Consider the following 20,799-nt stretch of genomic DNA (forward strand, 5'->3'; position numbering starts at 1 on the left):
CAATATTACGATTAAGTAAATTATCATACAAGGATTATTTAAAAATAATTCATAATTGATTAGAATTATAGGTCATCCTTTTTATAAAAAAATGTATTTTGCATCACTCTAAAAAAGTAATAAATGAAAGTATGCATTGCCGAAAAACCTAGTGTTGCCAGAGAAATTGCTTCCGTTCTTGGAGCAAATAATAAACATGATGGTTACTATGAAGGCAATGGTTATGCAGTAACTTATACATTTGGACATTTGTGCACACTCCTGGAGCCAAACGATTACAAACCACACTGGAAAAGCTGGGATTTAAACAATTTACCCATGCTTCCAGAAAAATTTAAAACCAAGGTAGTTAGCAATTCGGGAATACAGAAACAATTTAAAATTGTTAAGAGCCTTTTTGATAAAGCTGAAGTCGTTATAAATTGTGGTGATGCTGGCCAGGAAGGTGAACTTATACAACGTTGGGTTTTAGATCAGGCCAACTATAAAGGCAAAGTACAGCGTTTGTGGATTTCTTCACTAACTACCGAAGCCATTAAAGAAGGTTTTGAAAATTTAAAACCATCTGAAAAGTATGATAACCTGTATTATGCCGGTTTTTCCAGAGCTATTGGAGATTGGTTGTTAGGTATGAATGCTACCAGACTTTATACAGTAAAACATGGTGGCTACAAACAAGTGCTTTCTGTTGGGCGTGTGCAAACGCCTACGCTTGCTATGGTTGTCAACCGTTTTAAAGAGATAGAAAACTTTAAGCCACAACCTTATTGGGAATTACAGACCATGTATCGTAACACCTTGTTTGCTTATGAAGAAGGTCGTTTTACCAAGATGGAAGATGGCGAAGTTTTGGCTAACAAAGTCAAAGAACACGACTTTGAAATTGTTTCAATAGAAAAAAAGAAAGGAAAAGAATATGCACCAAAACTCTTTGATTTAACGGGTTTACAAGTGTATTGTAATACGAAGTTTGGTTTCTCTGCAGATGATACTTTAAAAATAGTTCAGAAGTTATATGAAATGAAAGTGGTTACCTATCCAAGAGTTGACACCACCTTTTTACCAAATGATGTGTATCCTAAAGTAGCTGGAATTCTTCAAAAACTGACTAATTATGCGACTTTAACACAACCACTTTTAGGAAAGAAAATTAAAAAATCGGCTAAAGTATTTAACGATAAGAAGGTAACAGATCACCATGCCATTATTCCAACAGGTATTCAAACCAATTTACAATACAATCAGCAACAGGTTTACGATATAATTGTAAAGCGTTTTATTGCTGTATTCTATCCAGATTGTGAGGTTTCAAACACAACTGTTATAGGTCAAGCAGCTGATGTTAACTTTAAAACCACAGGAAAAGAAATTCTGAAAAAAGGATGGCGAGAAGTTTTTGACACTTCGACTGCGCTCAGTGTGACAGAAAAAGAGAAGAAAGAAGCTGACATACTACCAACCTTTGTTAAAGGAGAAAAAGGACCACATGAACCAAGTTTTTTAGAAAAACAAACCAAACCACCTAATCAATTTACTGAAGCTTCCCTCCTACGTGCTATGGAAACAGCAGGAAAACAGGTAGATGATGATGAACTACGCGATTTAATGAAGGAAAATGGTATTGGAAGACCTTCCACAAGGGCCAACATTATTGAAACGCTTTTTAAGCGTCAGTATATCAAACGGAATAAAAAACAAATTCTACCAACAGTAACTGGCATAGCATTAATAGATATCATACAAAACGATCTATTGAAATCGGCAGAATTAACCGGTTTGTGGGAAAAACAATTAAAGGACATAGAAAAAGGGGAATTCAGTGCCAGTCAGTTTATCATTAATATGAAAAAAATGGTGGATGACTTGGTGTATGAAGTACGAAGCGAAACCACCAGAGCGAACATTTCACAGGTAGCCATAGTGAAACACCGACAAGCTAAAAAAGAGCAAAAAAAGAAAGCTGGTTTGACAGCAGAAACCTGTCCCAAATGTCAAAAGGGAACCCTTTTAAAAGGAAAATCGGCTTATGGTTGCAGTGCATACAAGGAAGGCTGTACGTTTATACTTCCGTTTAAGGTTTATGAAAAAAAAGTATCTGACAAGCAATTTTTAAGATTGCTCCAAAAAGGATCTACTGTCAATTTAAAAGGATTTAAAAAAGATGGTCAAGAAGTTGAAGGTTTGTTGAGATTTAACGACCTGTTCCAACTTGTTTTGGAACCTAAGAAAACAAAGCTTAAAACTATTCCAGACACATTGGCTTGTCCTAAGTGCCAAAAAGGTACTGTAATTAAAGGTAAAACAGCTTATGGATGTTCAGCCTATAAAGATGGTTGCGATTTTAGGTTTTCATTCGATGATTTAAGAAAAAAAACTGGAGATAAAAAGTTAACCAAAGAGTTGGTTTATACCATTTTAAAACAAGGTTTGTAATTTGTTTTAAAAAACACAACAACCTCACCATTTAAAAGGAAATATCCCATTGTAAGCGAAATCGCCATTCACTTGGGTTTTGCCCATCAGCTCCTTGAAACGTAAAGTTGGTACATTCCATAGACAATTTGTTTCTATGTTCCTTAAAAAACCAATTAAAAACCATACCCAATTCTCTTTGGTAATTATTGCCTATATCAACATCTGGTCTGTATTTTGTATAAATACCAGCAATTTCAAGAGGTTCTGGAACAAAACTCCACAAATTAGAAAAGAAATAACCTGCTTGAAAATAATGTCCAGAGAGCTTTCTTGTATTATCATTTACATTATCTTCTATAGTTTTTACATGAAACTCATTTTGCCAAGAAAAGCCTTTATATTTAAAAGCAGTTTCCACCAATGCCTGTTTTACATGATATTGTCCTGGAATACCTTGCTCATAGCCAAATAATTCTCCACCTCCAGATTGAGAAAAACGCGTGTAAGGGCTTCTATTGGTAGCTGCTGCCAAAGCAAGCAAGCCAGTAGGTTTGGTGTGATATTTTAAATCAGATCCAGTCATTTCCAATTCCCTACCAAACATGTTCCACTGTAAACGTCCCACATACATTAAATGTCCATCATCATTTTCTGTGGCACCTCTTCCAGCTCCAGTCAATATGGATATATGGTATGTAAAATCTGCCAAGGTTTGAGGAAACACTCGACCATAGAATTCAATACCTTGCTGTCTATCTAAAGTAAAAGGCCTATTAATAATAGATCGATCCACCATTTGTTGCTTTCCAGAAGAAATTACACGTTCTCGGTTATAGTACGTTTTCCATTGACCAACCTTGATTTTAAAAAAATCCCAACGTTCAATCATAATTCGAAAATCCAATAAGTTACCTTGTGAAAGTTCGTATTCAAAAAAATATTTTAACCAAGGTTTATAGGCATGACCACCAATTTTTAAACGCGCTCTATTAATCTTGAACGTAGTTTGTTTTCCTTCATGAAAATCATCAATCGTTACTGGATTTTGGTCATTAGGTGTTGCAAACCTAAATTGTAATCTAGACTCTATATGTAGCAAATACTTATTGTCTGCAGTACTAAATGCAAAGCCTTTATCTGTATACTTCACATTGATTTTACTTTCAGATATCGTGTCGTTTTGCGCTTTGGTTTGATTACTACCAAAAAATAACATCAAAAGTGTTATATATAATATACTTGTTTTAATAAAGCTGTTTTTTTTGCTAATATAATAATAACTCTTTTTTAAAACTTTTTAAATACTATTTATTGATGTTAACTGAAATAAGGTCTTTAATGTAATTCCAAACAGCTTAAATCCCTTTATTTAATGCATGTATTCATAGAGTAAATAAAAATTAATCTCATAACCCTGTTTGCGATTGAAATAATTTGCTATCTTTGCTAACCAAATGGTTAAACTTTATAGTTAATTATGACAAAGACTAAAGATAAAAACACTGAGGAACAGATATTAATGGCTGCTAAAGACGTCTTTCAAACCAAAGGAATGGATGGTGCCAGAATGCAGGAAATTGCAGATAAGGCTGGAATTAACAAAGCCATGCTACATTATTATTACCGAAGCAAACAATTGCTTTTTGAAGCTGTGTTTAAAAATGCCTTTTCTTTATTGGCTCCACAGCTCAATAAAATTTTGAACGACAACTCTTCCATTGAAGATAAAGTGAAAAACTTTAGCTCCAATTACATTTCATTCATCATTAAGCATCCCTATTTGCCAAATTTCATCATTCAGGAACTTAACAGAAATCCAGATTTCATTAAAAACATTCAGGAAAACAATAGCATCCTGAACATAGATAAGTTTAAGGCACAAGTAGCGCTGGAGGTTGAACAAGGAATCTTGAAACCAACCAAAGGCGATCAGTTGTTTATCAACATCCTGGCCTTGAACATATTTCCATTTGTTGCAAAACCTTTGGTTAAAGCATTTGTTAAAACAGACGATCAAGGGTTTAAAAAACTTATGGAGCAACGTAAAACAGAAGTTTCAGAATTTATTATTCATTCCATAAAACAACATTAAGATGAAAACAACATGTAGCATCTTGATTTTCTTTTTAATAAGCACAATGGGCTGGTCTCAACAGCAAATAACGCTTGAACGCTGTTATGATTTGGTAACAGAAAATTACCCTTTGGCAAAACAAAAAGCCTTATTGGAAAATAAGAACGATTTGGAAATTGACGCTATAGAAACTGCCAAGTTACCACAGTTGCATCTGGATGCGCAGGCCTCATACCTATCGGATGTAACACAGGTACCAATACCAAATAGCGGTATTGAGCCTCCAAACAACGATCAATATCGAGCAACCTTATCGGTTAATCAATTAATTTATCATGGTGGTTCCATAGAGGCTTCTTCCAAAGCAAAACAAGCACAGTTAAAAACACAGCAAAAAGAACTGGAAGTCACCTTGTATCAATTAAAACAACAGGTAAACCAGCTCTATTTTTCCATTTTGCTTAACAATGAATCTTTTGATTTGCTCAAAGCAAAACAAACCCAATTGGAAAGTAAGTTACAGGAAGTGAAATCTGGCATTAAACATGGTTCCATGCTTCCTTCTTCCGATAAAATACTTGAAGCCGAGTTGTTAAAAATCCAACAACAATTTTCTGAAATAAACAACAACAAAACTGTATTGGTAGAAACCTTAGCTACATTAATAGGCAAACCCTTGGATGTTTCCACAGAGTTTCAAAAACCAGAAATTGCCATCAGTCTCACGCCTACTGTACAGCGTCCGGAAATGGCCTTGTTTCAGTTAAAAAAAGAAGAAATAGAAAGTCAGGAACAACTTTTGCACAAAGAAAACATTCCCAAAGTACTTGGTTTTGCAACAGGAGGCATTGGAAATCCGGGATTGAACATGTTGGACAATTCCTTCGAGCCCTTTTATACCGTTGGCATTAAATTGAATTGGAATGTGTTTGATTGGAATTCAAACAAAAAGAAACGGGAGTCTTTGCTAATCAATAAAGATATTGTAGATAACGAAACCGAGATTTTTCAGCTAAACAACAACATACAACTCAATCAGCATCAAAAGGAAATAGACAAGATTGCAGAACATATTGTTATAGACACAGAAATCATCACACTCCGTAAAGATGTGCTGTTGGCAACCGAGTCTCAATTAAGGCATGGTGTAATTACAGCATCTACTTACATTACCGAATTAACCAATTTATACGAAGCAGAAAACATGCTTATCACACACAACATTCAATTGGAATTAGCTAAAGCAAATTACAATATAACTCAAGGACATTAAAAATGAAATATACACACAGCTATATATTAGGTTTTGCCATATTGACACTTATTTCCTGTGGTCAATCCAACGGAAAAGCAGATGGATATGGTAATTTTGAAGCAACAGAAATTACGGTTTCAGCAGAAAACAACGGCAAACTCATGCAGTTTGATGTTCAAGAAGGCAACAAACTGCAACAAAACACTTTTGTTGGTTATATAGATACTATTCCTTTAGCTTTAAAACGCGAACAGTTATTGGTCTCCAAGGATGTAGTTAGCAGCAAATCCAAAGGTGTGTTGTCTCAAATTGCTGTTTTAAAGGCAAAATTGAAGACAGCAAACACCAATAAAGAGCGAACAGAAAACCTGATTCGTGACCATGCTGGAACCCAAAAACAATTGGACGATATATTAGGTGAAATAGATGTGATAAATCAACAAATAAGAAGTGTTGAAATCCAAAATGCGCCTGTTGTAAATGAACTAAAAAGCATTGATGTTCAATTAAAGCAAATAGAAGACCAGATAGAAAAATGTAAAATCGTAAATCCAATTACAGGAACAGTACTAACAAAATATACCGAACCTAATGAAATTACAGCGTTTGGGAAACCTCTTTACAAAATAGCCGATTTAGAACATATGGAATTGCGTGTGTATGTTAGCGAAACCCAATTGGCCAACTTAAAGATTGGTGAAGAAGTAACAGTAAAAATAGATGATAAGGATGATATGAAAGATTATCCTGGAACCATTACCTGGATTGCTTCGGAAGCTGAATTCACACCTAAAATCATTCAAACCAAAGAAGAGCGCGTTGCATTGGTATATGCCGTAAAAGTGACCGTTAAGAACGATGGTAGCCTTAAAATAGGCATGCCTGCCGAAATGTGGCTCAACAATTAAAAATCAACCCTTTAAATATTCATATTATGAAAAAATCAATTTTATCTATTGCCATCTTGGCATTGCTTTTTACAAGTTGTAACAACAGTAAAAAAGAAACACAAAACACAGAACAAAACAATACAGAAGAAGTAGAGACTGTATCGCATGACAATCATGAGTCACATGAGACGCATGATGCACATTCTGCAATTAGCAACAACTGGATGGAAGAAATACAGTTGGACAATGGCAATAAATGGGTAGCCAATGAGGAAACCAATATAGGTGTTGAAAAAATGAAAGATATCCTAAAGACCCAACAAACAACCACCTTGGAGGGTTATCACCAATTAGCAAAAGAACTTACAGAAGCCAAAAACTATGTTATAAAAGAATGTACCATGAAAGGACCATCTCACGACAATTTACATGTGTGGTTACTTCCATTGATGGAAAAAATTGATGCCCTTTCAGAAGTTGACAACCTGGAGGAAGCTTCAAAAATAAAAAACAGTATTCAGGAAAATGTAGAAGCTTACAATAGGTATTTTAAATAATTTAACAAAGCACACCATGGAAAAACATGAATATCAAGTAGATATCACTTGGACACAAGACCGAAAAGGCACCATGTGTTCACCGGAATTGTACAACAAAGAAACTCAGGAATCCAACTGTTTGGAAGTAGCAACTCCACCAGAGTTCCCAAATGGCATGCCCCATATTTGGTCGCCAGAGCACTTGTTTACAGCAGCTGTTAGCAGTTGCTTAATGACCACTTTTTTAGCCATTGCTGAATATTCAAAATTGGAATTTATCAGTTTTAAGTGTCCATCAAAAGGTGTTTTGGAAAAAGTAGATGGCAAATTTGTAATGAGTGAAATTCATGTATTTCCAGAGGTTGTTGTTTCAGACGAAAAGCAACGCGATCGTGCAGAACGTATTATCGAGAAATCTGAAAAAGCCTGTCTTATCTCAAATTCCATTACCTCTAAGGTTGTTTTAGAATCTAAAGTCATTGTACAAAATTAAAAGGCTTTGGGAATAACAGTTTCAAACATATCAAAATCTTATAAAGGAGTAAAAGCCTTACAGGATATTTCCTTTGAAGTAAAACCCAATGAGCTTTTTGGGCTCATTGGTCCAGATGGAGCAGGAAAAACAACGCTTTTTAGAATCCTCACTACCTTATTGATAGCCGATAAAGGCCAAGCAAGTGTTGCTGGTTTTGATGTGTTGAAAGATTTTAAAGACATTAGGAAACATGTTGGGTATATGCCTGGAAGGTTCTCTTTATATCAAGATTTAACCGTTGAAGAAAACTTGGAATTCTTTGCGACCATTTTTGGGACTACCATAGAGGAAAACTACGATTTAATTAAAGACATTTACGTACAGATAGAACCGTTTAAAGACAGAAGAGCCGGAAAACTCTCTGGAGGCATGAAACAAAAACTGGCTTTGAGTTGTGCTTTAATACACAAACCCAAAGTATTGTTTCTGGATGAACCTACAACTGGTGTGGATCCCGTTTCCAGAAAAGAATTTTGGGACATGTTAAAACGCTTGCAGCAAAAAAACATTACCATATTGGTGTCTACACCATACATGGATGAAGCTGCCTTGTGCGATAGAATAGCTTTGATTCAAGATGGACAGATATTACAAATTGACACACCAGAGGCTATTGTAAAACAATATCCTAAAACCATTTATAATGTAAGTGCCAACAACATGTATCAATTAATTAACAGTCTAAAGGACTATCAATATCAACATAGTGTGTATCCTTTTGGAGAATTTGTGCATTACACAGATGTACGAAATGATTTTAAAATCAACGATTTAAAAATGTATTTGGAAGCTGAAAAACTTTTAAATATTAAAATAGAAAAAACCCAGGCTACCATTGAAGACAGTTTTATGGAATTGGCAAAATATCCAAACAGAACCTGCAAGCTTTCAAAAACCTAGTAGGGTTACAACAATGAAAAAAACCAACGTCATACAAGTAGAAGACTTAACCAAAATGTTTGGCGATTTTAAAGCTGTAAACGGCATTACTTTCGAAGTTAAAAAAGGAGAGATTTTTGGTTTCCTTGGTGCCAATGGTGCCGGAAAAACCACTGCCATGAAAATGCTTATTGGTATTTCCATTCCAACTTCTGGAAAAGCACACGTAGCCGGTTTTGATGTGTTTACACAAGCTGAAGACATTAAAAAGAACATTGGTTACATGAGTCAGAAATTTGCGTTATACGACGATTTAACGGTTAAAGAAAACATTAGCTTTTTTGGTGGCATTTATGGGTTAACAAAAGCTAGGATTAAAGAAAAAACCAAGGAACTTATTGAAGATTTGGGTTTGCAAGAGGTATCCAATCAATTGGTTGGATCCTTGCCTTTGGGTTGGAAACAAAAAATATCCTTTTCCGTGGCTTTGTTGCACGAACCTAAAATTGTGTTTTTAGATGAGCCAACAGGTGGCGTGGATCCCATTACCAGAAGACAGTTTTGGGAAATGATTTACAAAGCAGCCCATGATGGCACAACCATTTTTGTTACCACACATTATATGGATGAAGCCGAGTATTGCGATAGGGTTTCCATTATGGTAAATGGAAAAATAGAAGCTTTAAATACCCCAAAAAAATTAAAAGAACAATTTCAGGTTGATAATATGAACGATGTGTTTCTAAAATTAGCTAGAGGATGAAACGTTTTGTAGGCTTCATTAAAAAAGAATTTTACCATATTTTTAGGGATACACGCTCGTTGTTTATCCTATTTGGCATGCCCATCGTTCAAATTTTACTGTTTGGTTTTGCCATCACCAACGAAATCAACAATGTGGACATGGCCATTCTAGATCATTCCAAAGATGCTACAACCAAAGAAATCATTAATAAAATTTCGGCTTCAAAATATTTTAGCATCAAGCAAATATTGGAACGTGAAACAGATATAGAAGCTGTTTTTAAAAAGGGAAAAGTAAAAGCTGTATTGAACTTTGAAACAGATTTTGGCAAGAACCTTATCAAAAACCATCAGGCAACGGTTCAAATCATTACAGATGCCACAGACCCAAATACAGCCAATACCATTAGCAATTATATAAATTCCATTTTACAGAATCATCAACAGGAGCAAAATAAGGCCATCCATATTGATTATGTGATTGTGCCAGAACCACGAATGGTTTACAATCCAGAATTAAAAAGCGTGTATATGTTTGTGCCTGGAGTTATGACCATTATTTTAATGTTGGTTTCGGCCATGATGACCTCTATTTCCATCACCAGGGAAAAAGAACTTGGAACCATGGAAATTTTATTGGTATCTCCCATAAAACCCTTTCAGGTGATTATTGGCAAGGTGTTCCCATATATTTTTCTGTCTGTAATAAATGCTGTAGTTATAGTTTTATTAAGCATCTTCATCTTTAAAATGCCAGTACAAGGGAGTTTGTTTTTATTGGCGCTGGAAAGTGTGCTCTTTATTATTTCGGCATTGGCTTTGGGGATTTTAATCTCAACCATATCTGCAACGCAGCAAACAGCAATGATGATTTCGTTAATGGGACTCATGCTTCCTGTTATCTTATTATCTGGTTTCATTTTTCCAATATCCAGTATGCCATTGCCTCTTCAGGTTTTAAGCAACATTATTCCGGCCAAATGGTTTATCATCATATTAAAAGGAATTATGTTAAAAGGTGTTGGATTGGAATTTATATGGAAAGAAACCTTGATTTTACTTGGAATGACCATCCTGTTTATAGGATTGAGCGTAAAGAAATATAAAATTAGGTTGGAGTAATTATAGACTAGAGAACTTTATCCTGCACAGGTTTTTTAAAATCTTGTAGGTTTCAGGAATTAAAAAAGAAGTTTCCACTTTGTGGAAAATATATGAAAACAATAAGATACATTATACAGAAGGAGTTTAAGCAAATCTTTAGAAATAAAGGCATGTTACCTATTATTTTTGTGTTACCACTACTCCAACTCATCATATTGTCCAATGCAGCAACCTTTGAAGTTAAAAACATCAAATTTGCCTATATAGACAATGACCATAGCGCGTCTTCCAGGGCTTTGATAGATAAATTTGAAGCATCCACCTATTTTGATGTACTTACTGTATTTCCATCAGAAACTCAAGCAAGTTCTGCTATGCTGAAAGGAGAAGTGGATGTTTTCCTGGAAATCCCATCACATTTTGAACGCGATTTACAAAAAAACAAAACAGCAAGTTTAGGGGTTACCATCAATGCCATTGATGGAGCTGCAGCTGGTGTTGAAAACGTATATGTTACACAAATCGTACAGAGTTACAACAAACAAATTAAAACAGATTTAATGCAGGTTTCAGATGCCCAAATCCAACCTGTAACCATTACCAGCATTCCACTGTTTTGGTATAATGAAACCCTTAACTACAAAACGTTTATGGTTCCCGGAATTTTAGTGTTACTGGTTACCATGATTACTTTGTTCCTTTCTGGAATGAATATCGTAAGAGAGAAAGAAATTGGCACTTTAGAGCAGATAAATGTTACTCCTATCAAAAAAAGTCAGTTTATTATAGGAAAACTTTTTCCATTTTGGGTAATTGGAATGGGATTGTTGACCATAGGTTTAATTATTGCAAAACTTATTTTTAATGTTCCCATGATTGGGGATTTGTTGCTCATGTATTTTTATACTTCCATTTATATTTTAGTGATACTTGGTATGGGCTTGTTTATCTCCAATTTTACAGATACACAACAACAAGCCATGTTCATAGCTTGGTTCTTTACGGTTATTTTTATTTTAATGAGTGGTTTGTTCACACCTATTGAAAGCATGCCAGGATGGGCACAAACCCTAACGGAATTCAATCCTATTAAGTATTTTGTTGAAGTGATGCGTATGGTTATGCTAAAAGGTTCTGGGTTTGTGGACATACTTCCCCAACTTGTTAAAACCCTTGTTTATGCAATTATAATGAATGGCCTGGCTGTTTGGAGCTATAAAAAAACCACTTAAACTTACTATCATGAAACGCCAAAAAAACTTTAAACTTGCAACAGACGAATCCTTGTTTGTAAGAGGGCCTTTATCGCGATTCAAAGAACTGACCTTTGCTTTTAAGGTGTTTTTCAATTTTATAAATGCTTTTAGAAAAATGCACTTTATTGGGCCTTGTGTTACCGTTTTTGGTTCTGCACGATTTACCAAAGAATCTGAACATTATAAACATGCTGAAAAAATTGGGGCAGAATTGTCCAAACTGGGATTTACTGTGATGACAGGTGGTGGTCCTGGCATTATGGAAGCTGCAAATAAAGGTGCTTTTGAAGCTGGTGGCTATTCGGTTGGTTGCAACATCATTTTACCCTTTGAGCAAAAACCAAACCCGTATCTTCATAAATGGATAAATATTCCTTACTTCTTTATACGTAAAGTTATAATGGTAAAGTATTCTTATGCTTTTGTAATCATGCCTGGAGGAATTGGTACGTTAGATGAGCTTTTTGAGGCGTTAACCCTAATCCAAACCAAAGTTATTCAAAATTTCCCTGTGGTTATTTTCGATTCAGAATATCACAAGGAATTATGTGAACACATTGAATTAATGGCAAAAAATGAGAGCATCAGCCCTGAAGATATGGAGTTGTTGTTTGTTACGGATTCTGTTGCTGAAGTGATAACACATATTGAATCTCACGCCATTAAAAAATTTGGGTTGATCAACCAAAAGGACAGACCAAAATGGTGGTTGGGAGAACGTAAAACAAAAACATAACTTTTATGAAAAAAAACATGATTACAGTTTCTATGCTAAGCGCCATCATATTGCTCATATTTGCTTTACTTACATTGTTCATGAGCAGTTCGGTTATTTTCGATTGGTTTAATATAAGAGCCAAAGAAGGCAATTATGTGCTTTTTATTGTTTGGATCAATTTTATTTGTAGCTTTTTATATCTCTTGGCTGTTTACGGATTTGTTAAAAGTAAAACATGGACCTTTTATGTGTTGCTATCAGCTTTGGTCCTTTTAATACTTGGGTTTGTGGTTTTACTGTTTCACATTAAAAATGGAGGCATTTATGAAACAAAAACCATAACTGCAATGCTATTTAGAATGATGTTCACCCTTACTTTTTCAATTATAGCTTATTTTAAACTCAATAAATCCCAATGGAAAAAACGGTCGTCATAAGTTTCGTTTTAATGACAAACCTATTTGTTATTGTCCAACAGAACAAGCATAATTTAACCTTAACATCGAAAAAGATACCAGCATAACAATTAAAGCAATTTATAAATAGTGATGTTGTATAGAATCCTTATATTGATATCTGTTACCATAACCCCTTTCCATTTCATGGCACAGGAAACCGATTCCCTTTTGCCCAAACTTACCCTGGAAAAGGTAGCCTTAATCAATCAAAGTGACAGTTATATAACCTTGCCCACAGATATAGGGAATATAGAACCTTTGTTGTTCGAAGCCAATATCAACCCTTCGTTTGTTATCAGGAAACGAAAAGATTCCAAATTGATGGCTGTTTTAACGCCACAGATAATTTTAAGAATGTACAACGAAGAATCTTTTCCCATAAGAACCCCAAGTTACATCCCTCAAATTTCGGCGTTTTATCTTTTAAACAAGAAAAACATACTAGAATATACAGTGTTGTTTGGCCGACTTGCGCATCATTCCAATGGACAGGATGGCGATTTTTACAGGGACGATGGTTCCATAAATTTAGAGTCCGGGAATTTTTCAACCAATTTTATAGAATTGGGCCTCATTCAAACAGGTTACAGTAAAAAATTAAAAGCCCTTAAGTCCTTTAAAAGTTCTTTTGAAATTCACCCAAAATATTGGATGCAGAAAGAACTGCAAGGGCTGTATAGTGGTTTAAGGTGGCACAATGCCTTTACCTCCCTTAAATTTCCCATCAACAGAGCTGCCAATCAGGACAGGGCCAAATTTTCCTTGAAGGCAGAAACCGTATTTATGCTGGATAATTACAACGATTTAAAGATGTTTGATTTAGATAGGATCAACGCCAAGCTTACTTTTTATTACCATCCCAAGTTTTTTGAAGATATTGGGTTTTTCATTCAGTTTTATCATGGTATGGATTATTACAACATCTATTTTCAACATCAGGTCTCTGTGATCAGGCTTGGTATAATGACAGAGATTTTAAGATTTTAAAAACAGTACCTTATGGAAAGACAAATTTTTATTCAAAAAAGCAATGGTGAAACAGAGCTGTTTAAATTTGAAAAATTACGCCAATCGCTGCTCTCTTCTGGAGCAAACAAAGACACCGTTGATACCATAGTGGCGAAAATACAAAAGGAGGTCTATGATGGCATGTCGTCCAACAGCATCTATAAAAAAGCCTTTGCATTATTAAAAAAACACAATAAAATATCTGCTTCCCGATACAGTTTAAAGCGTGCCATTTTCGATTTGGGACCTACAGGTTACCCTTTTGAGAGACTGGTAGGAGCTTTGCTAAAGGAAAAAGGCTTTCAAACCCAAGTGAGCGTGATTTTAAATGGGGAATGTGTTACCCATGAGATAGATGTTTTGGCAGAAAAAGAGGGCTTTGTGTATGCCATAGAATGTAAATTTCATTCAGATCCCAAAGGCAGCAGTAACGTAAAAGTACCTTTGTACATAAATTCCAGGTTTCTGGACATACAAAAGCAATGGAACAGCAATCCAAATAACAAGACCCACTTAAAACAAGGTTGGTTGGTTACCAACACCAGGTTTACCGAAGATGCCATAAACTATGGCAGGTGCATTGGGTTGACTTTGTTAAGTTGGGACTATCCGAAAAACAATGGCTTAAAAGCGAATATAGATAGCTTGGCACTTTACCCTGTAACAGCTTTAACAACCTTGACCAAGAAGGAAAAGCATCTGTTAATGGACGAAAACATAATTTTAGTAAAAGAATTAAAACACGGAAAAAAAACCATGCAAAAAATTGGGATTTCAGAGCTTAGAATGCAACGTGTTTTAAATGAGGTTGAAAAGCTATGCCATTTATAATTAAAAAATCCCATCAAAAAATAAATTGATGGGATTTACACATGCAAATTGAAATTCTGTTTATTCCACTAGTTTCACTCGAACGGCATTCATGCCTTTCATGCCCTTTTCAAGCTCAAAAGAAACTTTATCGTTTTCTTGTATATCATCTATCAAACCACTGACGTGACAGAAGTATTTTTCTTGATTTTCTGAATCCAAAATAAACCCAAATCCCTTAGAGTTATCAAAAAACGAAACTTTACCTTGTCTTACAGGATCAAAAGCTTCAACTTCGCTGTCGTCGCGCTTTGGGATGGACACCTCAATACTTTCGGCATCTACTTTTACTTTCATGGATGGGTCTGGAGGAGTATCGGTTAGGTTCCCATTGTAATCCACATAAGCAAACTGGATACCTTCGTTCCCTCCTTCTTCTTTTTCAAGTTTACGGGCTTCCATTTTCTTACGCTTATCTTCACGTTTTTTTAAACGCTTTTTTTCTTTTTCACTTTTATTAAATGTTTGTTGTGATTTTGCCATTCGTTGTTTTAAAAATTAATTGATAATGTATTGCATAAGAAGAAGTTAAAATACTAAACGAATGTTTCGATAAGAACCATGTAAATTATTAAAGAACCTAAAGATATGATATGCAATACCTGTGTTATGCAATTAGGTATATCTTCTCTAACTCCTACAAAGATAAGGCTTTCATTTTAATTTATTTAAAGAATGGCCTGTCTTTTTTGGAAGCCTCAAAATAATCTCTCTGTTCATTGTAAAGCTACGCAGTGGTATAGAAACATTTTACAGTAGCTTTCCTGTAAATTTAAGCGACAGATTTAATTAAGCAGAAGTTTTTTGGTCTCTGATGTACTTTCAGTCATTATTTTAACCAAATACAACCCAGAGCTTAATTTATTTAATGGTACGTAATTGGTACCAAAACTTAATTTTTGGCTATGAATCAATTGTCCTTTAATGGAGTATAACTCGAAAGTGGCATTTTTGGTTTTAATGGAAACAGTAATTTGTTCTGTGGCTGGATTTGGAAACATTTGAAAAGTAAATTCATTTGCTTCATAAACCGATAATGCTTCACAATCCGATTCGTTCTCCACAAATGCACTTACATCGTCTATGATCCAATTATCGAGAAAGCTTGCTTCGGCATCATCCACATAAATACAACTTAAATTGTTGTTTTGTGACATTACAAATTCTGAAATATGGCTATTATTGCCATTTCTAAAATCGACCATGGATAAGTTATTGCCTTCACATTTTATCCATTGTAAATAGGAATTGTTTGAAATGTCCAAGGAAACTAAATTATTGAATCTGGCATAAAACAACAATAATCCTGGAGCATTGGAGAGGTCTATTTCACTGATATTGTTATCACTAATAAACAATCTTTTTAAATCGGTATTGGTAACAATATCCAAGTTGGTAAGATTGTTGTTTCTACAGTCCAAATAGCTAAGTTCTGTATTTGGTGCAATAGGTAAGTTGTTTAAATTGTTGTTACTGCAAGACAGTGTTTTTAAATTAAAATTTTGTGATACATCCAGTTCATCCAATGCATTAAAATCCACATGTAAATATTTTAATTGTGAATTGTTTAAAAGATCCAAAGTTTCTAATTGATTTGCATAACATCCTAAAAACTCCAAACTTGAATTGCCTGACACATCCAAAGCAGTTAAATTGTTTAAGCTAACCGATAATTCTTCCAAACTAAAATTAGCAGAAACATCTATGGCAGTTAATTGGTTTGCACTTATTTGTACTTTATGTAATTTGGTATTCTGACTTAAATCTATGGAATTGATATTATTGTCATTGGCATTGAGTTCTTCCAAGTGGCTATTTTGGGAAATATTCAAGCTACTTAAAAGGTTGTAAGAACAATTTAATTTTTTCAAACTTGTAAACGCTTCAATACCTGATAAATCTTGAATATACTGATTGCTTACGTTTAGATAGTAAATACCTACTGCATCGCTATTCAAGATAGTTCCATTTAGACCATTGGTATCTATGTTCAGGTTAATCAAGGCCTGTTCAAAATTCGTATCTGGAACAGCTGTTGTAGCTTGGGCAAAGCTATTAACCTGACCAAAAAATAAAAGTAAGATAAAAGATGGTATAACCTGTTTGTATATGCCTTTAATGGTAGGTTGCATATTTTAGTGTTTAGTTTTTAATATTGGTTGCTTACATAATTATGATATAAAGGTATTACAATAATAAAATGAGCAATCATTTTATCGTTATGATTTAAATTTTTCCGATAACTTACTGTTTTTTACTTCTATAAGTATTTTTTTAAGCTAAAATTCCATTCGTTAAAAACATTTTAAAAATGCTATAATTTATCTTTGGTATTGTATTTTTGCCAATTAAAATAATAAGCATATGTTTTCATTATTAAACATTTTTAGACTAGTGGCGCTTTTAGAAGGGATTTCCTATATATTATTGTTGTTTATAGCAGTGCCAATTAAATATTTTGGCAACGATCCACAATATGTAAAAATGCTGGGCATGCCACATGGACTTTTGTTTGTGGCCTATATTATTTTGGCCATTGTTTTAGGTTCAAAATTAAAATGGAAATCTAAATCTTTGTTGTTTGTTTTGGCAGCATCCATAATACCTTTTGGAACTTTTTATATAGATAAAGTTTATTTAAAACAAGTATCCTAATGAACGAATTGCAATGTTTTTTTTACGATTATTTTGTTTCGCTTCAGGTTTCTGAAACAGCAGCAAAGTATCTAAACATGCTATGTTTGGTACTTATTTTGGCTGTTGTTATTTACATTACAGATTATGTTGCACGCAGGATATTGGTAAATGCGTTCACTAAATTCTCAGCTAAATCCAAAACCAATTTCGACGACTTATTGGTGAACCATAAAGCACCAAGGAACATTGCTCATATAGTTCCCTTAATTATTACCATTAAGATTTTTCCTGTTGTATTTTACGATTTTCCACATTTTGAAAGCTACATAGTAACCATTTTAAAGGTTTATGGAGTATTCTTAACCATTTGGATCATTAAAAGTCTTTTAAAAACCTTTGAATCCTATTTTAAAACCTTACCACGATTAAAGGATAAACCCATAGACAGTTACATACAGGTAGCCATGTTGTTTGTATGGATTATAGGTATTGCTTCCTGTCTTGCCATTTTAATAGATCTGTCCTTTATCAAGTTTTTTACAACTCTTGGTGCTGCATCTGCTGTTTTATTGTTAATCTTTAAAGACACCATTCTGGGTTTTGTAGCCAGTATTCAGCTATCCATAAACGATTCGGTTAGAATTGGGGATTGGATTACCATGGAAAAGTTTGGTGCAGATGGAGATGTTATTGAAATTAACCTGTCTACCATTCAGGTTCAAAATTTCGATATGACCATTACACACATTCCTACCTATGCTATTTTAACAGATTCCTTTAAAAACTGGAGAGGCATGCAATCTTCTGGAGGAAGACGTATTAAACGTGCGTTGGTTTTAAAAGCGAAAAGTGTACACTATTTAAAGGATGAACAAATAGAAGCGCTTAAAAAAATAGAGTTGATTTCTGATTATTTAACCCAGAGACAAAAAGACATTACAAGTTATAATGACACTCACAATGTAGATAAATCCACCTTGATAAACGGGAGAAACATGACCAATTTAGGAGTGTTTAGAAAGTATTTGTTAAGTTACATTCAAAATCATTCAGCCATTAACAAAGACATGTCCATCATGGTTAGGCAATTGGAGCCTACACCTCATGGGTTGCCTTTGGAAATTTATGCTTTTAGTAGCGATAAACGTTGGGAAAACTACGAGTACATCATGTCTGATATTTTTGATCATGCCATTTCTGCTGTGCCGTATTTTGAATTGGAGCTATTTGAATACCCAACCGATTTCCCAAAGTTCACTACGTAGTTTTTTTCAACCTGTCTTTAACATATTCCAACCTCTTTTTTCCATGAGGTGTTGGTTTGCCTTCTTCATCTAGATTTACCATCACAATATTATCTACTGTTAAAATGGTTTCTCGGGTCATTTTGTTTCGTGCCTCACAATTTAATGTAATGGATGTTTTTCCAAATTTCACAACGCTCATTCCCAATTCAACAATATCCCCTTGTTTTGCAGAGCTATTGAAGTTAATTTCAGAAATATACTTTGTCACAATTTTAGAATTTTCCAATTGAATGTTTGTGTATAAAGCAGCTTCTTCGTCTATCCAAGCCAACAAACGGCCACCAAACAAAGTGCCGTTTGGGTTTAAATCTTCGGGTTTTACCCATTTTCTTGTATGGAATCTCATATTAAATCTGTTTTTTAGGGTCTTTCAAAGATACCTAATAATAGCATGATAACTGCAAAAAGGACATTATTTACTTCTATGTGCATATGCTTTTTCTCTATTTGTTAATAACCCTGTTAATATTGAAAATGGGTTCCATGAAATTTCCATGTCAATATTTATAAATTTAAGAAAACTTATAAAATGAACAGATCTACAGACCTATTAGAGTGTCGTCCTCAAATCTCTTCAGCTTTGTTTTCAGATTCCATGAGCGATGACGAGCGTTTTCAAAACGCTACTTTAAGACCCATAATAAAACTTCAAGGAGATTTATTTGTTGAAGTTTTTAAAAATTATGTCAACAAGCATAAAAATGTATTTTTTGGTTTATCGGTTGAAAAACAAATAGATTACATAGAAAATGCCATCCAAAAAGACATGAAATTCCGAAACTCCTTAAAAGGGATGGTTATTGGGCAGTTTACGGTCGAGGAATATCGGTTTTACATTACCAATTCTTCAGCTTTAAACAAACGTATGATGCATTTGGTTAAAGAAAAATTAATTAGCAATATTCAAGTTTTTCATCCTATCTTTGTGTAAGATATGAAGGTAAAAGAACAATTATTACAAGCGTGTTACAGCTATGTAAACAAGCGTATTGCTAGTTATAAAGACGAAATAGAAACCATAAAGGAATCTATTGAGAGCAATGATAAAGCAAATGATGAAGGTGACGATTCTGGCAACGGAAAACTGTTTAATGACTTAGAGTTGAATTTGCAGTATTTAAACGATGCCAAAAAAATGCTGGACACCTTACATGTAATCAACCCAAAAACAATGAATACCAATGTGGTTTTAGGAAGTTTGGTAAAAACCACCTCCAATCATTTTTTTATTGCCATAAGTATGGGCAAAATTGAACTTGATGATTCAGACTATTTTAGTATTTCTCTAGGTTCTCCCATTGGGCAACTGCTTAAAAACAAAGTTGTGGGAGATGTTATTGTTTTTAACAACAATACGTTTACCATTACAGATATTAAATAAGCAATTCGCCATTTAAGTTGGTTGTAAGCACGTCACTCATATAATCAAAATAAGGTCTTACCGCTTTAAAGGATGTATTGACCTCTTCAAGGAACGTTGAAGAAAGCACTTCTTGGTCTGTGAACTTTTTAGTGAAAATATATTGTTTTTTACGAATCAAATCTATTGCAGGATGGTCTTTATCAAAATTCCTTGGAGCTGTTTTCAATTCATCTCCCACAAGATCTCCCCAAACATTTTTAAACGATTTATTTGAAATTATCTGTCTTATTTCCGTATCGTCCATCTCAAATTCCTTCCTAATCCTAAGCAAGTCCGCTTTATTGGGTTCCCAAAAACCAGTAGCAATAAACGATTGATTGTTGGGAGCCAAATGCAAATAGTAACCACCTCTCAATTCTGGTTTTCTTCTGTGGAACGACCCTCCAAAATGGGTTTTGTAAGGTTGTTTGTTTTTAGAAAAGCGCACATCTCTATAAATTCTAAATAATTTAAGTTTATCTATGTCGTCGTGGGTTCTCAAGGCATCCAACACCAAGTTATAAAAGGCTTTGGTTTGCTTTTCAACTTGTTTGAATTCCTGTTTATGTGCATGAAACCAATCGCGATTGTTATTTTTCTCGAGTTTGTTTAAAAAACTGAACAAGTCTTCAAAAATAATGGGCTTCATGCTTTAATGTATTTTAAGTTAAAGGTACAAAAAAGTCCTGCTATATTGCAGGACTTTTC

At 34.2% G+C, this 20,799-nt stretch carries 23 protein-coding genes; 18 read left to right on the forward strand and 5 right to left on the reverse strand.

Translation table 11 applies throughout. The annotated features are described in order from the left end of the window. The first annotated feature begins 123 nt into the window (after window positions 1-123). Window positions 124-2,433 (forward strand): DNA topoisomerase 3, encoded by a 2,310-nt coding sequence (locus D778_RS07180; RefSeq protein WP_007649183.1) that lies wholly within the window; start codon window positions 124-126, stop codon window positions 2,431-2,433. A gap of 31 nt (window positions 2,434-2,464) precedes the next feature. Here the strand turns inward: D778_RS07180 and D778_RS07185 are convergent, their stop codons facing one another. Next, window positions 2,465-3,631: a porin gene (locus D778_RS07185; RefSeq protein ID WP_007649184.1), complete on the reverse strand. Its 1,167-nt coding sequence runs from the start codon at window positions 3,629-3,631 to the stop codon at window positions 2,465-2,467. 261 nt (window positions 3,632-3,892) lie between these two features. Between D778_RS07185 and D778_RS07190 the strand changes: the two genes are divergently transcribed. The 13 genes from D778_RS07190 (at window position 3,893) to D778_RS07250 (ending at window position 14,706) form a co-directional block, all read left to right on the forward strand. Then, entirely contained in the window at window positions 3,893-4,507 is a 615-nt protein-coding gene (locus tag D778_RS07190) for a TetR/AcrR family transcriptional regulator (RefSeq protein WP_007649185.1), read from the forward strand. Between the two features lies 1 nt (window position 4,508). Next, window positions 4,509-5,762, forward strand: coding sequence for a TolC family protein (locus tag D778_RS07195; protein WP_040491803.1), 1,254 nt, complete (start codon window positions 4,509-4,511; stop codon window positions 5,760-5,762). Window positions 5,763-5,764: 2 nt separating this feature from the next. Continuing rightward, window positions 5,765-6,652 (forward strand): HlyD family secretion protein, encoded by an 888-nt coding sequence (locus D778_RS07200; RefSeq protein WP_007649187.1) that lies wholly within the window; start codon window positions 5,765-5,767, stop codon window positions 6,650-6,652. Window positions 6,653-6,678: 26 nt separating this feature from the next. Continuing rightward, window positions 6,679-7,191 carry a hypothetical protein gene (locus D778_RS07205; protein WP_007649189.1) on the forward strand — a complete coding sequence of 171 codons (513 nt, stop codon included), beginning with the start codon at window positions 6,679-6,681 and terminating at the stop codon, window positions 7,189-7,191. A gap of 16 nt (window positions 7,192-7,207) precedes the next feature. Then, window positions 7,208-7,666, forward strand: a complete 459-nt coding sequence (locus D778_RS07210; protein WP_007649191.1) for an OsmC family protein — start codon at window positions 7,208-7,210, stop codon at window positions 7,664-7,666. Between the two features lie 6 nt (window positions 7,667-7,672). Next, entirely contained in the window at window positions 7,673-8,608 is a 936-nt protein-coding gene (locus tag D778_RS07215) for an ABC transporter ATP-binding protein (RefSeq protein WP_007649193.1), read from the forward strand. A 13-nt stretch (window positions 8,609-8,621) separates the two neighbouring features. After that, window positions 8,622-9,350: an ABC transporter ATP-binding protein gene (locus D778_RS07220; protein WP_007649199.1), complete on the forward strand. Its 729-nt coding sequence runs from the start codon at window positions 8,622-8,624 to the stop codon at window positions 9,348-9,350. Then, a complete protein-coding gene (locus tag D778_RS07225; RefSeq protein ID WP_007649200.1) occupies window positions 9,347-10,453 on the forward strand; it encodes an ABC transporter permease in 1,107 nt (368 codons plus the stop codon). The genes D778_RS07220 and D778_RS07225 overlap by 4 nt, the downstream gene beginning before the upstream one ends. Before the next feature lie 92 nt (window positions 10,454-10,545). After that, entirely contained in the window at window positions 10,546-11,667 is a 1,122-nt protein-coding gene (locus D778_RS07230; RefSeq protein WP_040491806.1) for an ABC transporter permease, read from the forward strand. Window positions 11,668-11,677: 10 nt separating this feature from the next. After that, window positions 11,678-12,427: an LOG family protein gene (locus D778_RS07235; RefSeq protein WP_007649202.1), complete on the forward strand. Its 750-nt coding sequence runs from the start codon at window positions 11,678-11,680 to the stop codon at window positions 12,425-12,427. Window positions 12,428-12,432: 5 nt separating this feature from the next. Continuing rightward, a complete protein-coding gene (locus tag D778_RS07240) occupies window positions 12,433-12,846 on the forward strand; it encodes a hypothetical protein (RefSeq protein WP_040491808.1) in 414 nt (137 codons plus the stop codon). Between the two features lie 165 nt (window positions 12,847-13,011). Then, window positions 13,012-13,854, forward strand: coding sequence for a phospholipase A (locus tag D778_RS07245; protein ID WP_238307609.1), 843 nt, complete (start codon window positions 13,012-13,014; stop codon window positions 13,852-13,854). Window positions 13,855-13,866: 12 nt separating this feature from the next. Beyond that, window positions 13,867-14,706, forward strand: a complete 840-nt coding sequence (locus D778_RS07250) for a restriction endonuclease (protein ID WP_007649206.1) — start codon at window positions 13,867-13,869, stop codon at window positions 14,704-14,706. Window positions 14,707-14,766: 60 nt separating this feature from the next. On the opposite strand, the gene D778_RS07255 is transcribed toward D778_RS07250, so the two are convergent. Together D778_RS07255 and D778_RS14175 are read right to left on the reverse strand one after the other, a co-directional pair. Further along, window positions 14,767-15,228, reverse strand: coding sequence for a cold-shock protein (locus tag D778_RS07255; protein WP_007649207.1), 462 nt, complete (start codon window positions 15,226-15,228; stop codon window positions 14,767-14,769). A gap of 302 nt (window positions 15,229-15,530) precedes the next feature. After that, a complete protein-coding gene (locus tag D778_RS14175) occupies window positions 15,531-16,877 on the reverse strand; it encodes a T9SS type A sorting domain-containing protein (RefSeq protein WP_007649209.1) in 1,347 nt (448 codons plus the stop codon). A 232-nt stretch (window positions 16,878-17,109) separates the two neighbouring features. On the opposite strand from D778_RS14175, the gene D778_RS07265 reads away from it, so the two are divergent. Continuing rightward, a complete protein-coding gene (locus tag D778_RS07265) occupies window positions 17,110-17,400 on the forward strand; it encodes a DUF3817 domain-containing protein (RefSeq protein WP_007649211.1) in 291 nt (96 codons plus the stop codon). Beyond that, a complete protein-coding gene (locus D778_RS07270) occupies window positions 17,400-18,647 on the forward strand; it encodes a mechanosensitive ion channel family protein (RefSeq protein ID WP_007649213.1) in 1,248 nt (415 codons plus the stop codon). The genes D778_RS07265 and D778_RS07270 overlap by 1 nt, the downstream gene beginning before the upstream one ends. Here the strand turns inward: D778_RS07270 and D778_RS07275 are convergent. Further along, window positions 18,640-19,035 (reverse strand): acyl-CoA thioesterase, encoded by a 396-nt coding sequence (locus tag D778_RS07275; RefSeq protein WP_007649215.1) that lies wholly within the window; start codon window positions 19,033-19,035, stop codon window positions 18,640-18,642. The two genes, D778_RS07270 and D778_RS07275, sit on opposite strands and share 8 nt — an antisense overlap. Window positions 19,036-19,218: 183 nt before the next feature. Here D778_RS07275 and D778_RS07280 point away from each other — a divergent pair, with 183 nt between their 5' ends. Both D778_RS07280 and D778_RS07285 read left to right on the forward strand, forming a co-directional pair. Beyond that, complete coding sequence (locus tag D778_RS07280; RefSeq protein ID WP_007649217.1) at window positions 19,219-19,620, forward strand: hypothetical protein; 402 nt, start codon at window positions 19,219-19,221, stop codon at window positions 19,618-19,620. A 3-nt stretch (window positions 19,621-19,623) separates the two neighbouring features. After that, entirely contained in the window at window positions 19,624-20,070 is a 447-nt protein-coding gene (locus D778_RS07285) for a GreA/GreB family elongation factor (protein ID WP_007649219.1), read from the forward strand. On the opposite strand, the gene D778_RS07290 is transcribed toward D778_RS07285, so the two are convergent. After that, a complete protein-coding gene (locus D778_RS07290; RefSeq protein ID WP_007649221.1) occupies window positions 20,063-20,740 on the reverse strand; it encodes a DUF2461 domain-containing protein in 678 nt (225 codons plus the stop codon). The two genes, D778_RS07285 and D778_RS07290, sit on opposite strands and share 8 nt — an antisense overlap. Window positions 20,741-20,799: the final 59 nt, after the last annotated feature.

Source organism: Xanthomarina gelatinilytica, assembly GCF_000348685.1.
GTDB lineage: Bacteria > Bacteroidota > Bacteroidia > Flavobacteriales > Flavobacteriaceae > Xanthomarina > Xanthomarina gelatinilytica.